Origin of the sequence: Segeticoccus rhizosphaerae (assembly GCF_009192725.1) — a bacterium.
Lineage (GTDB): Bacteria > Actinomycetota > Actinomycetes > Actinomycetales > Dermatophilaceae > Segeticoccus > Segeticoccus rhizosphaerae.
Window position 1 is genome coordinate 1 of sequence record NZ_VOHR01000088.1, and the last position, 12,866, is coordinate 12,866.

Consider the following 12,866-nt stretch of genomic DNA (forward strand, 5'->3'; position numbering starts at 1 on the left):
GCATCGAAGGCGGCCAGACCACCGACCCCGCCGTCGATGCCCTTGTTGTCGGCGAACACCAGGGCCCGGGCCAGCGCCTCCGCGGCCGCCGCCATCGGGTCGGGCTGTTCCGGCTCACCCGGCTCAGGCACGCAGGCTCACCTCTCCCATGGTCACGTCGAACGTCCGCCCAGTATCGGCCAACGAGGCGGGCACGTCAGCCTCGACGGCGGCCGTGATGAGCACCTGTTCGCCGTCGGCCACCAGCGCGGCGAGCCGCTCGCGCCGGCCCACGTCGAGCTCGGCGAAGACGTCGTCGAGGATGAGCACCGGGTCGGTGCCGAGGTCGTGCCGCAGCAGCTGGTAGGCGGCCAGGCGCAGTCCGAGCGCGAACGACCAGGACTCGCCGTGGCTGGCGTAGCCCTTGGCGGGGAGCTCGCCGAGAGTGAGCACCATGTCGTCGCGGTGCGGCCCGACCAGCGTCACGCCGCGCTCGAACTCCTGGTCGCGCACCTGGTCGAACGAGGCGAGCAGCTCGTCGTGCAGCTCCTGCTGGGTCGGGACCTCTCCCGCGGCGATCTTGGCGGCCAGCTCCTCCCGCACCGACGACTTGTATGCCGCGTGCGCGCCCGCCCGGCCGGCGCTCACCTCGTCGTAGGCCGCCGAGAGGTAGGGCACCAGGTCGTGCAGCAGCCGCAACCGCGCGTAGAGCAACGAGGAGCCGACCGCCGCGAGCTGGGCGTTCCAGATGTCGAGGGTGTGCAGTGCGCTGGCGCGCGCGTCCTCCACCGATTCGGCGTCCGGCGGCCGGCGCCGGGAGCCGCCCCTGCGGAGCACCGGCTGGGCCGACTTCAGCAGCGCGCCGCGTTGTTTGAGGACCTTGTCGTAGTCGGAGCGGACGCCGGCCCACCGTGGCTGCCGGGCCACGAGCAGGTCGTCGAGGAACCGCCGCCGCTCGGAAGGATCCCCCTTGACCAGGGCCAGGTCCTCAGGGGCGAAGAGCACCGTGCGCAGTGAACCGAGCACATCGCGCGGCCGCGCCACGGGAGAGCGGCCCAGCCGGGCGCGGTTGGCCCGGCCCGGCGTGATCTCCAGCTCGATCAGGGTCTCGCGCTCGTCGCGCACGACCAGGCCGCGGACCACGGCCTTGTCCGCGCCGTGGCGGACGAGTGGCGCGTCGGTGGAGACCCGGTGACTCGCCAGGGTGGCCAGGTAGCCGACGGCCTCCACGAGGTTGGTCTTGCCGTGCCCGTTGAGCCCCACCAGCGTCGTGACGCCCGGTGCGAGCGGCAGCTCAGCGGTGGGATAGCTACGGAAGTCGCCGACGGTGAGGTGCTTCAGGTACATGTCGACACGCGCGGGATCGACGTGGAGGTGCTGGCGGTCAGTGGGTCGAGCCGGTGCCCGAGGTCGGACCGTCGCCGCCGACGTCCCCCGTGCCCGAGGACGGTCCGGCGCCGGCGACGTCCTTGCCGGCACCCGAGTCGTCGCGGGCGCCGGGGCGCGGGGCTCCCTCGTCCTTCTTGGGCTCGGCCGCGGGGCTGACCTCGGCGTGCTCGTCGCCGAGCATCCGCACCGCGTGGCCGCCGAACTGGCCACGCAGCGCCGAGACCGCCTGCATGGTCGGCGAGTTCTCCTGGCGGGAGGAGAACCGGGCGAACAGCGAGGCGGCGAGCACCGGCATGGGCACGGCGTTGGCGATGCCCTCCTCCAGCGTCCAGCGCCCCTCGCCGGAGTCGGTGGTGTATTCGCTGACTCCCTTGAGGTCGGGGGTCTCCTCGAGCGCCTTGACCATCAGGTCGAGCAGCCAGGAGCGCACCACGGTGCCCCGGGTCCAGGCCTTGAAGCAGCCCTGCACGTCCTTGACGATGTCCTTGGCCTCGAGCAGCTCGAACCCCTCGGCATACGCGTGCATCAGGCCGTACTCGATGCCGTTGTGCACCATCTTCGCGTAGTGACCGGCTCCCACCTCGCCGGCGTGGACGAACCCCTCTTCCCGGGGGCCTTCGGGCCGCAGCGCGTCGAAGATCGGCATCGCCCGCTCGACGAGCTCGCGGTCGCCACCGCACATCAGGCCGTAGCCGTTCTCGAGGCCCCAGATGCCGCCGCTGACCCCGCAGTCGACGTAGCCGATGCCCTTGCCCTGCAACAGCTCCGCGTTGGCGAAGTCGTCGGTGAACCTGCTGTTGCCGCCGTCGATCACCAGGTCGCCCTCGGTGAGCAGGTCGCCCAGCTGTGCCACGGTCTCGCGGGTCGGGTCGCCCGCCGGCACCATCACCCAGACGGTGCGGGGCGCCTCCAGCTTCTCGACCATGTCCTGCAGGCTCGTGGCGTCGCTGACCTCGGGGTTGCGGTCGTAGCCCACCACCTCGTGGCCGGCCCCCCGCAGCCGCTCCCGCATGTTGCCGCCCATCTTGCCGAGACCGATCAGACCGAGCTGCATGATGACTCCTTGCGGGTTGGCGATGGGTGGTTCGGGGCGCCTGGTGCGTCGGTCAGCCGACCGGCATACCTGCCTTCCTGGTCACGGTGGATCCCCTCAGTTCGCGAAGCGGACGGGCATCAGCACGTAGCGGTAACTTTCGTCGGCCTCGCCATCCGCCTCGTCCTGGCCCGAGATGACCGCGGGCCGGCTGGGCTGGGTGAAGGACAGCCGGGCGTATGCCGTGCCCAGCGCGCCGAGCCCGTCGAGCAGGAACTGCGGGTTGAACGCGATCTCGAGCTCGGGCCCGGTCAGGGTCGCCTCCACCGCCTCGCTGGCCTGCGCGTCGTCACCGGTGCCCGCCTCGATGATCACCTGGCCGTCGGTGAAGCGCAGCCGCACGGGCGTGTTGCGCTCGGCGACCAGGGCGACCCGCTTGACCGCCTCGACCAGGCCGGGCGTCGAGATCACGCACACCGAGTCGACGCTGGTGGGGAAGATCGAGGTGACCTTGGGGTACTCGCCGTCGAGCAGGCGGGTGGTGGCCCGCCGTTGGCCGGCCTCGAACCCGATCAGGCCCTCGCCGCCGGCCGACGCGCCGAGCGCGATCTCGACCTTGCCGGAGGCGCCGAGGGACTTGGCCGTGTCGGACAGGTTGCGCGCCGGCACCAGCGCCACGTGGCTCGCGTCGCTCGCCGAGGGGCTCCAGTTCAACTCCCGCATGGCGAGGCGGTAGCGGTCGGTGGCCAGCAGGGTGACCTTGTCGCCCTCGACCTCGACGCGCACACCGGTCAGGATCGGCAGGGTGTCGCCGCGGTCGGCCGCGATGCTCACCTGGCCGACGGCCTGGGTGAACACGTCTCCCGCGATGGTGCCGCTGGCCTCCGGCGAGGTCGGCAGCGTGGGGTAGTCCTCGCTCGGCATGAGCAGCAGGCTGAACCGGCTCGAGCCGCAGGTGACCTGGACCTTGTTGCCCTCGGTGGCGATGTCGATCGGCCGGTCCGGCAGGTTGCGCGAGATGTCGGCGAGCAGCCGGCCGAGCACCAGGGCGGTGCCGGCCTCGGAGACCTCGGCGGCCACCGTCACGCGTGCGGAGACCTCGTAGTCGAAGGCCGACAGGGTCAGCGTGCCGTCGTCGTGGGCCTCGAGCAGCACACCCGCGAGGACCGGGACGGGCGGACGAGGACTCAGCCCGCGGGCCACCCACGTCACGGCATCGGCGAGGACATCGCGTTCAACCCGAAACTTCACCGGAATCCGCCCTTCGACCACATCAGAACAACGTCACGGGTCTTGACCAGCCGCCAAGACAAACCAGGCACCGGTGCCGGTCGGGCGCGGCAGGCGTCGCGACCGGCACACAGGTGGGGTGCTGACACTAGTCGCACAGCGGGGCCGCGCCAACCTTGGGCTGCGTGGTGGCAGGCAGGCTCCGGTCGGTGATCTCGGCGTCCTCCGGGTGGGTGGCCGCTGATCCCCAGGTACGTGGGGCGGAATCTCCGGTAGAGGAATCTCGTCGTGGTCATCGGGGCTGTGGATCCTGTGGACAACCACCAACGGCGCAGGTCAGTGCCACGTTCACCCTGTGTATGCCGGGTGGACACCGGTGGTGGACAACGTCGGGCCGCTGGGGACGGTCGGCCGTCGTCCACAACGCGGTGTCGTGCAGAAGGAGGGTTCTCCCCCGTGGACGGGCAGTTGTGCACCGGTGATCCACAGAGTTGTCCACAGGGGAGGGACGGGTGCTCGGTCGCGGGACCCGCCGGCCTCCGGAGACCGAGCAGGGTCCACACCGTGGATACCCACAGAGTTATCCACAGGTTGGGGACAACCGCCGGTCACGGTGTGCGGCTCGCGCACGGCGTGACCGGCGCTTCGGGGGGCCGTTGGGCTGTGGACGGGGCTGTGGAACCTGTGTGGAGCGCGGCCATGGACGACCAAGGACGACCAAGGACGACCAAGCACGACCAAGCCTCAGCGGGCGGCCTTGCGGATCTGGCCGGTGAGATCGGTGATCTGGTCGAAGATGGGGCGCCGCTCGCCGATGAGCTGGCGGATCTTGCGGTCCGCGTGCATCACCGTGGTGTGGTCGCGTCCGCCGAAGAGCTGCCCGATCTTGGGGAGGGACAGGTCGGTCAGCTCGCGGCAGAGATACATCGCGATCTGTCGGGCGGTCACCAGGGTGCGCGACCGGGACTGGCCGCACAGGTCCTCGATGCTGATGTGGAAGTAGGTGGCGGTCTGGGCCATGATCGTCGCGCCGGTGATCTGGCCACCGTCGCCGTTCGGGATGATGTCCTTGAGCACGTAGCTGGCCAGGGTCACGTCGATCGGCTGGCCGGACAGGGACGCGAAGGCGGTCACCCGGATCAGGGCGCCCTCGAGCTCGCGGATGTTCGTGGTGATCTTGCTGGCGATCAGCTCAAGCACCTCGTCGGGGATGTCCATCCGCTCCTGGATCGCCTTCTTGCGCAGGATCGCGATGCGGGTCTCGAGGTCGGGGGGCTGGACGTCGGTCAGCAGCCCCCACTCGAACCGGCTGCGCATCCGCTCGGCGAAGCCGGACAGCTTCTTCGGCGGCTGGTCGGAGGTGATGACGACCTGCTTCTCCGAGTTGTGCAGCGTGTTGAACGTGTGGAAGAACTCCTCCTGCGTCTGCTCCTTGCCCTGCAGGAACTGGATGTCGTCGATCAGCAGCACGTCCACGTCGCGGTAGCGGCGCTGGAAGGCGGACGCCTTGTCGTCACGGATCGAGTTGATGAAGTCGTTGGTGAACTCCTCGGAGTTCACGTAGCGCACCCGCACGTGGGGGAACAGGTTGCGGGCGTAGTGACCGATCGCGTGCAGCAGGTGGGTCTTGCCCAGTCCGGAGTCGCCGTAGACGAACAGCGGGTTGTAGGCACGGGCTGGCGCCTCGGCCACCGCCACGGCGGCCGCGTGGGCGAACCGGTTGCTCGAGCCGATGACGAAGGTGTCGAAGGTGTACTTCGGGTTGAGCCGGGCTGCCTCGACCTCGTTCTGCTCACGGTCGGCGATCCTCGGCCGGCTCGGCGCGTGGTTGTCCATCCGGCGGGCGGCGAACGGGCCGAGGTCCTCCTCGGCGTCCAGCTCGCCCTCGCCGATGCCCGCGTCGGTGGCCTCGGTGGTCAGCTCGACGTCGGCCCGCAGCCCGGGGTCGACGGTCACGGCCAGCCGGACGTCGTGCTCGAGCTGGCCGCGCAGCGCCGAGGTGACCGGTTCGCGCAGGCCGCTCTCGAGCATTTCCTTGGTGTGCTCGTAGGGCACCGCGAGCAGGGCCGTCTCGTCCAGCAGGCCCACCAGGCGGGTGAGGCGCAGATAGGCACGGTCGCGGGCGGGGATGCCGGCTTCGTCGAGGGAGGCGAGAGCGGTGCGCCATACGTCCGCGAAGTCGACCTGCGCTGCGCCGTCGCTCGCTCTGCCGTCACTCACGTCCAGTCACGCCCCAGCCCCACTTCCTCTGGGACGTGCCCAGGTCGTCGTGCAGTGCGGTCGTCGGCGTCGCGGGATGCGCCTGCGCCGACGACGAACGTTCATCCTAGGGCCTTGATCCACACCTTTATCCACAGCCTGTGCATAGAAGAGGTGAGACCTCGGGCGCTCACAACGTCCCCGGTCCGCGAGCAACCGCTTGGGGGCCCGCGGCCGGCTGTCCGCCACCGGAATGGGTCAGATCATTGCACATGTCCGCGGCGTGTCGGCTCGACATCGACCGAGCAAAGTTCTAGCAAACTCATGGGAGGGGGTCAGGACGAGGGCCTCGCGTTTGACCCTGTGACTGGCGCTCGCGTACCGTTGTCGGTGGCCCGAGGCGATGGGCCGTTTTCGCATGCCCGCGACCGATGCGCGGTTCCACTGCCGTGGTGACCGGGCCCGCGGGCTTCCGATTGCGGCCGGCCGTCGTCGGAGCACTCGACCCGCACCACCCCTTCTGAAGCAGGCGCCCTCACGTGGACCTGCGGTAACGGAGTACCTCGTGAGCAAGCGCACCTTCCAGCCGAACAACCGCCGTCGGGCCAGGACGCACGGTTTCCGCCTGCGTATGCGCACGCGCGCCGGCCGCGCCATCCTGGCTTCGCGCCGCGGCAAGGGCCGCGCGAAGCTGTCCGCCTGACCCAGGGACGAAGCCAGGGACCGAGCCGTGTTGCCGGCGCCTCACCGCCTTCGTTCGGGCAGTGACTTCGCGGCGACCGTGCGTGGACCCCGGCAGGGCAGCCGGTTGATCGTGGTGCATGCGGGTGCGAGCGACGCACGGGCGGGACTACCGCCCCGCGTCGGCTTCGTCGTCTCCAAGGCGGTCGGTGGCGCCGTCGTGCGCAACCGGGTCAAGCGGGTGCTGCGCGCCCTGGTGAGCCCACGGCTCGACTCGCTTCCCCTCGGCACGGACATCGTCGTGCGGGCCAAACCTGCGGCCGCCTCGGCGAACACGCCTGAGCTGGCCGCCGCACTCGACCGGGTGCTACCCGCCGTGCTGCGCCGCCTCCCGACTCCCGGAGGCACCCCGTGAGCACGCACCCCCACGCCGCTGCACCGCGCTGGAGCCCGGGGCGCCTGCTGGCGGAGCCACTCATCTGGCTGATCCGCGCCTACCAGCTCGTCCTGTCCCCGCTCAGCCCGCCGAGCTGCCGCTTCTATCCCTCCTGCTCGGCGTACGCCGTGACCGCGCTGCAGACACACGGCATACTGCGGGGTTCGCGGTTGGCGGTCTGGCGGCTCCTGCGCTGCAACCCGTGGAACCCCGGCGGCGTCGACCACGTTCCGCCACCAAAGGGATCCGACTCGCTGTCGAGCTCCGACCGACGCCCCGAAGACCACTAGTACCCATCGCCCGGCCGGTCGTGCCCGACTGACCAGACCCGAAGGACCGCATGCAGACCCTCGAGGAAACAGTTCTCAAGCCCATCATGTGGGCGGTCGCCGCCCTCATGGTCGGCTTCCACAAGGCGCTGAGCTTCATCGGCATGCCGGCCGACTCCGGGTGGACCTGGGCGTTCTCCATCATCGGGCTGACGATCGTCATCCGGATCATCCTGATCCCGCTGTTCGTCAAACAGATCCACGCCTCTCGGCGGATGCAGCTGATCCAGCCGGAGATGCAGAAGATCCAGAAGAAGTACAAGGGCAAGTCCGATCCCGACTCTCGCAAGGCGATGAGCCAGGAGACGATGGATCTCTACAAGCGGACCGGCACCAACCCGTTCTCCTCGTGCCTGCCGATCCTGCTGCAGTCACCGATCTTCTTCGCGCTGTTCCGCGTGCTCAACGACCTGCACTCGATCGCCCAGGGGACGCACGCACCGATCGGCCCGATGAGCAAGGCGCTCGCCAGCTCGGCCGAGTCCTCGACGCTGTTCGGCGCCTCCCTGTCGTCGACGTTCCTCGGATCCCCGGACAACATCAACGTCCGCATCCTCACCGCGGTGCTGATCATCCTGATGTCGGCGACCACCTTCACCACGCAGCACCAGCTGATGCGCAAGAACATGCCCGCCGCAGCGCTGGACAACCCCGCGGCGAACATGCAGAAGTACATGCTCTACCTGCTGCCGGTGTTCTTCGCGGTGACCGGTATCAACTTCCCCGTCGGTGTGCTGCTCTACTGGTTGGCCACCAACGTCTGGTCGATGGGCCAGCAGTTCTATGTGATCCGCCGTATGCCGGCCCCGGGCTCCCCGGCCGAGCGCGCCCTGGAGGAGCGCCGGGTGAAGCAGGGCAAGGTGCACACCCGCCTGAGCCTGCCTGGCCTGCACAAGGAGGACGAGGAGGAGGTCGCGCCCGAGCCGGTCGGCCCGGTCTCGGGGCAGCGGGTCCAGCCCAAGCGCAAGGACCGTCAGAAGGCGGTGGGTGGAGCCGGCGCGGTGGGCAGGGCTGCGGACGGCAGTGCCGGCGAGCAGTTGAGCGGATCCGACAGCAGCGCGGACGGTGACGACGCGGCGCGAACCAGCGGGGCGAAGACGCCCAAGCGCCCCACGCCCGTGAAGTCCCCCGGTGCGAAGAAGCCGACACCCACCACCTCCGGCGCGAAGAACAACTCGAGCTCGAGCGGCGTGAAGTCGTCGAGCCCCAACGCATCCGGCGCCAAGTCCACGCCGCCCGGGCAGGGCGGCAAGAAGAAGCGCAAGAAGAAGGGGGCCCCTTCCGCGGGGCGTCCCCGGTAGTCGGCACCGGCTGGCTACCCGCCGGTAACCACAGTCCTCGTACCCGCCCGGGCGCGCCCCGGGCCCACACGCAGCAGGAGCCACCATGAGCGAACAGTCCGCGACCACCCAGGAGCAGCCCACCCCGCAGGTGGCGGGCACCGATCTCGGCACCGCAGCCGGCACGGAATCTGGCACTGAGACGCCGGTTGCGCAGACCGGCGGTGCGAGGGAGAGCACGGGGGCGGAGGTCTCGTCGGTGACCGAGGCCGCCGAGGAGAGCGCGACCGCAGGCTCGCAGGCGGCATCGACCGGTACGAGCGGATCGGGTGACGCGGCCGAGGGTGAGACGACCGCGGACGCGGCCGACACGTCGGACGATCAGGTCGAGAACGGATCGCTCGTGGCGCGGCTCGAGCGCGAGGGCGAGGTCGCTGCGGACTTCCTCGAGCAGCTGCTCGACATCGCGGACCTGGACGGCGACCTCGACGTGGACGTCGACGGCGACCGTGCCGCGGTCGCGATCGTCGACTCCGAGGAGGGGCGCGTGCCTCGGCGCCTGGTGGGTGACCACGCCAAGGTGCTGGAGGCGCTGCAGGAGCTGACACGCCTCGCGGTCCAGGCGGCGACGGGGGAGCGCAGTCGGCTGATGCTCGACGTGGCCGGCTACCGGGCCGAGCGCCGTGCCGCACTGGTCGAGACGGCACGCACGGCGATCGAGCAGGTCAAGAGCTCGGGTGAACGCACCACCCTCGATCCGATGACGGCGTTCGAGCGCAAGGTGGTGCACGACGAGGTGCTGGCCTCCGGACTGTCCTCGGAGTCGGAGGGTGTCGAGCCGCACCGTTGCGTCGTCATCCTCCCGCGCTGACGGCCCACCGACGTTTCACGTGAATCGATGACTGCCCACGGGCCGGAGCCGACGGGAGGCGCGGACCACCCCCGGGGCGGTGCCGGCCCACGGGACGGTGCCCGGGAGACCTCCGCGTCCGGGGCCGAGACCTCGGTGCCCGCTCCGGTCATCGCCGGGGCAGTCTTCGGGGACCGGCTGGAGCTGGCCCAGCGGTATGCCGAGCTCTTGGCCGACACCGGCGCGACACACGGACTGATGGGGCCCCGCGAGGTTCCTCGCCTGTGGGAGCGACACCTGCTCAACTGCGCAGTGGTGCACGAGGCCATCCCGCACGGCGCCTCGGTCATCGACGTGGGGTCCGGCGCCGGGCTCCCCGGCCTGGTCCTCGCCATCGTGCGCCCCGACCTGCAGCTGCACCTCGTCGAGCCGATGCTGCGCAGGACCACCTGGCTCGAGGACGCCGTGCGCCAGCTGGAGCTGTCCGACGTCACGGTGCACCGCGGCCGCGCGGAGGAGCTGTGGGGCGACCTCATGGCGCCGGTGGTCACTGCTCGGGCGGTGGCGCCGCTCGCCGAGCTCGCGCGCTGGTGCCTGCCGCTCGTCGACGCCGGAGGCGCGATGCTGGCGCTGAAGGGCAGCAGTGCTCCGGAGGAGCTTGCTCGCGACCGGGACGCGGTGCGCCGCCTCGGCTCCGTGGAGGAGGTCGTCGAAACCTACGGTGCCGGCATGCTCGACCCGGTGACGACGGTCGTGCGGTTGCTCGTCGACCAGCCGGTGCGCCCGGATCGAACGGTCGTGGATGCGACGGGGGGACGTAGCCGGCCGGGCGGCCGCCGCTCCCACCGTCGGTCCCGACGTTAGGCTGACCCGCAGGCCCTGCTCGCGTGGAAGGGCCGCTGCACAGCGACATCTGTCGGGTGGCCGCACCAAGTGGTCCGGGGGAACCGGGAACCGGTGCGCTGAGCCGCAGCGCCGATGCCTTCGCCACCAGGTCCACCACGCCGTTCCGCCCGAGATGAGGAGAGACCACCAGTGACGCAGAGGCAAGCCGGCCAGCAGCTCGGGTGGCCACGGATGGAGTCACCTGCTCCCTCACCCACCCCGCTCGGGTGGCCCTCCGCAGCACTGCTGGCGCACGACCAGGCCAGCGACGAGGCCACACCCGAAACGATGGCCAGCCCTCAGCATGAGGTGTCAGTTGTGACTGTTGAGGCTCCTGTGGTGGAAGAGGCCCAAGAGACGGCGCGAGATCACGATGTTTCCCGTGAAACCTCACCACCGACGCCCCAGGGGGAGCCCCTGCCTGCGGTGGACTCTTCCGCGGTGAGCCGGATGTTGGAGCCGGACGCCATTCCGGAGGAGGAGACACCGTTGGCCCGCCAGTTGGCGCAGGATGTGCGGCGGCGTGCCACCCTCGTGGGCAAGTCACTGCCGCGGCCGGCGCAGTGCCGGGTCCTGACCGTGGCCAACCAGAAGGGCGGCGTCGGCAAGACGACCACGACGGTCAACGTCGCGGCGGCCATGGCCCAGGCCGGATTGCGCGTTCTCGTGGTGGACATCGACCCGCAGGGGAATGCCAGCACCGCCCTTGGCATCGACCACCACGCCGAGGTCCCCAGCATCTACGACGTGCTGGTCGACAGCCGCCCCCTGGCCGAGGTCATCCAGGAATGCCCCGACGTGCCCGGCCTGTTCTGCGCGCCCGCCACGATCGACCTGGCAGGAGCCGAGATCGAGCTCGTGTCGCTCGTGGCGCGGGAGACCCGGATGCGCCGGGCGCTGGAGGCCTACCTCAAGGAAGCCGCGGTCGAGGAGGAACCCGAGGCAGGCTTCGACTATGTGCTCATCGACTGCCCCCCGAGCCTGGGCCTGCTGACGGTCAACGCCTTCGTGGCCGCGGACGAGGTCTTCATCCCCATCCAGTGCGAGTACTACGCCCTCGAGGGCCTCTCCCAGTTGCTCAAGAACATCGAGCTGATCCGCAGCCACCTCAATCCTGACCTGTTTCTCTCGACCATCCTGTTGACCATGTATGACGGTCGGACCCGGCTGTCCTCACAGGTCGCCGACGACGTCCGCGAGCACTTCCCCGACCAGGTCCTGCGCACGACGGTGCCCCGTTCGGTGCGCATCTCGGAGGCTCCGAGCCACGGACAGACCGTGCTGACCTACGACCCGTCCAGCAGTGGAGCCCTGTCCTACCTCGAGGCCGCGAGCGAGATCGCCCACCGTGGCGCAGCGAAGACCAGCGGTGACACTCAGGCGGCAGCTCGACCCTGAGGGCGATGCCGAGGCTCTGGAGCCGTTGGGGGGACTCGCCGAGGGGTGAGCCCGGGCGGAGGGCACTCGCCGGGTACCGTGGGTCCGTCCTTCCGGGTCGCCGGTTTCCCGACGCTTGCGACTGCCTGAACCGTGATGGCTGACGTCATCGTCGCGACCCGGAGATTTCATCGAAGAGGTCGAGGTCCTTGTGAGTGAGAAGCGCCGTGCCCTGGGTCGTGGTTTGGGTGCCCTGATCCCCAGTGCTCCACCAGCAGGAAGCGCCCGACCGACCGACGTGTTCTTCAAGGACAACCGACCGGACGCCAACCACGGTGACGGTGACAACGGGGCCCTCACCGGCCGGCACGACCGGCCCTCCGGGGATGACGCGGCTGAGCCTACGTCGAGCGGTTCAGGAGTGGATGGCTTCACGGGAAACAGCGACGAAGCCCATGAAGGGGCGAAGGGGCAGTCGTCGGACCGTGAAGGTTTCACGGGAAACAAGGGCGCCTCGGAGGACCCCACTGGCGAGTCCGGAACTGAGGGTTTCACGGGAAACCATCCTCGTGAGGCGGCCGACGCGACTGACGACGACCTGACGCCGGTGCCCGGGGCGCGGTTCGCCGAGATCCCGCTCGACCAGATCCGGCCCAACCCGCGGCAACCCCGTGAGGTCTTCGACGAGGACGACCTGGCCGAGCTCACGCACAGCATCCGCGAGATCGGGGTCCTGCAACCCGTCGTCGTCCGGACCGTGGTGGGCCGCGACGCCACCTCCACCGCGGGTGGGTCGGGCTCGGCGGCCAGCGACACGTCCGCTTCCGGCGACGGTGCGGACGGCGCGGCGACCTACGAGCTGATCATGGGCGAACGGCGCTGGCGGGCCAGCCAGGCGGCGGGTCGGGAGACCATCCCGGCGGTCATCAAGGACACCCACGACGACGACCTGTTGCGCGACGCGCTGCTGGAGAACCTGCACCGCAGCAACCTGAACGCGCTGGAGGAGGCCGCGGCCTACCAGCAGCTGCTGGACGACTTCGGCTGCACGCACGACGAGCTCGCGTCCCGGATCGGTCGGTCCCGTCCGCAGATCTCCAACACGCTGCGCCTGCTGAAGCTCCCCCCGCTGGTGGCCCGCCGCGTAGCCGCCGGCGTGCTCAGCGCCGGGCACGCGCGCGCACTGCTCGCGCTCGGT

General features: G+C 70.2%; 12 protein-coding genes. 8 read left to right on the top strand and 4 right to left on the bottom strand.

What is annotated here, in order from left to right; translation table 11 throughout:
- Nucleotides 1-123 precede the first annotated feature (123 nt).
- The 4 genes from recF to dnaA all read right to left on the bottom strand — a co-directional run bounded on the left by recF (nt 124) and on the right by dnaA (nt 5,851).
- Nucleotides 124-1,326: a DNA replication/repair protein RecF gene (gene recF, locus FRW57_RS09410; RefSeq protein ID WP_152185881.1), complete on the bottom strand. Its 1,203-nt coding sequence runs from the start codon at nt 1,324-1,326 to the stop codon at nt 124-126.
- A gap of 37 nt (nt 1,327-1,363) precedes the next feature.
- Entirely contained in the window at nt 1,364-2,422 is a 1,059-nt protein-coding gene (gene gnd, locus FRW57_RS09415) for a phosphogluconate dehydrogenase (NAD(+)-dependent, decarboxylating) (RefSeq protein ID WP_152185882.1), read from the bottom strand.
- A 96-nt stretch (nt 2,423-2,518) separates the two neighbouring features.
- Nucleotides 2,519-3,652, bottom strand: coding sequence for a DNA polymerase III subunit beta (dnaN, locus tag FRW57_RS09420; RefSeq protein ID WP_152185883.1), 1,134 nt, complete (start codon nt 3,650-3,652; stop codon nt 2,519-2,521).
- Nucleotides 3,653-4,375: 723 nt separating this feature from the next.
- Nucleotides 4,376-5,851: a chromosomal replication initiator protein DnaA gene (gene dnaA / locus FRW57_RS09425; protein ID WP_137119507.1), complete on the bottom strand. Its 1,476-nt coding sequence runs from the start codon at nt 5,849-5,851 to the stop codon at nt 4,376-4,378.
- A gap of 544 nt (nt 5,852-6,395) precedes the next feature.
- Between dnaA and rpmH the strand changes: the two genes are divergently transcribed.
- From rpmH to FRW57_RS09465, 8 genes are all read left to right on the top strand, one after another.
- Nucleotides 6,396-6,533: a 50S ribosomal protein L34 gene (rpmH, locus tag FRW57_RS09430; protein WP_137119508.1), complete on the top strand. Its 138-nt coding sequence runs from the start codon at nt 6,396-6,398 to the stop codon at nt 6,531-6,533.
- A 27-nt stretch (nt 6,534-6,560) separates the two neighbouring features.
- Nucleotides 6,561-6,926 (top strand): ribonuclease P protein component, encoded by a 366-nt coding sequence (rnpA, locus tag FRW57_RS09435; protein ID WP_137119509.1) that lies wholly within the window; start codon nt 6,561-6,563, stop codon nt 6,924-6,926.
- On the top strand, nt 6,923-7,237 hold the full coding sequence (yidD, locus tag FRW57_RS09440; protein ID WP_137119510.1) for a membrane protein insertion efficiency factor YidD: 315 nt from the start codon (nt 6,923-6,925) through the stop codon (nt 7,235-7,237). Before rnpA ends, yidD begins: the two co-directional genes overlap by 4 nt.
- Nucleotides 7,238-7,287: 50 nt before the next feature.
- Entirely contained in the window at nt 7,288-8,577 is a 1,290-nt protein-coding gene (gene yidC, locus FRW57_RS09445) for a membrane protein insertase YidC (RefSeq protein WP_152185884.1), read from the top strand.
- Nucleotides 8,578-8,662: 85 nt separating this feature from the next.
- The gene (locus FRW57_RS09450) at nt 8,663-9,427 is read left to right on the top strand and encodes a R3H domain-containing nucleic acid-binding protein (protein WP_420853241.1); all 765 of its coding nucleotides are present in this window, start codon (nt 8,663-8,665) and stop codon (nt 9,425-9,427) included.
- 27 nt (nt 9,428-9,454) lie between these two features.
- Nucleotides 9,455-10,270 carry a 16S rRNA (guanine(527)-N(7))-methyltransferase RsmG gene (gene rsmG / locus FRW57_RS09455; RefSeq protein ID WP_152185885.1) on the top strand — a complete coding sequence of 272 codons (816 nt, stop codon included), beginning with the start codon at nt 9,455-9,457 and terminating at the stop codon, nt 10,268-10,270.
- Nucleotides 10,271-10,483: 213 nt separating this feature from the next.
- Nucleotides 10,484-11,689 (top strand): ParA family protein, encoded by a 1,206-nt coding sequence (locus FRW57_RS09460; protein WP_420853242.1) that lies wholly within the window; start codon nt 10,484-10,486, stop codon nt 11,687-11,689.
- A gap of 190 nt (nt 11,690-11,879) precedes the next feature.
- On the top strand, nt 11,880-12,866 hold a 987-nt coding region (locus tag FRW57_RS09465), incomplete at its 3' end, for a ParB/RepB/Spo0J family partition protein (RefSeq protein ID WP_152185886.1).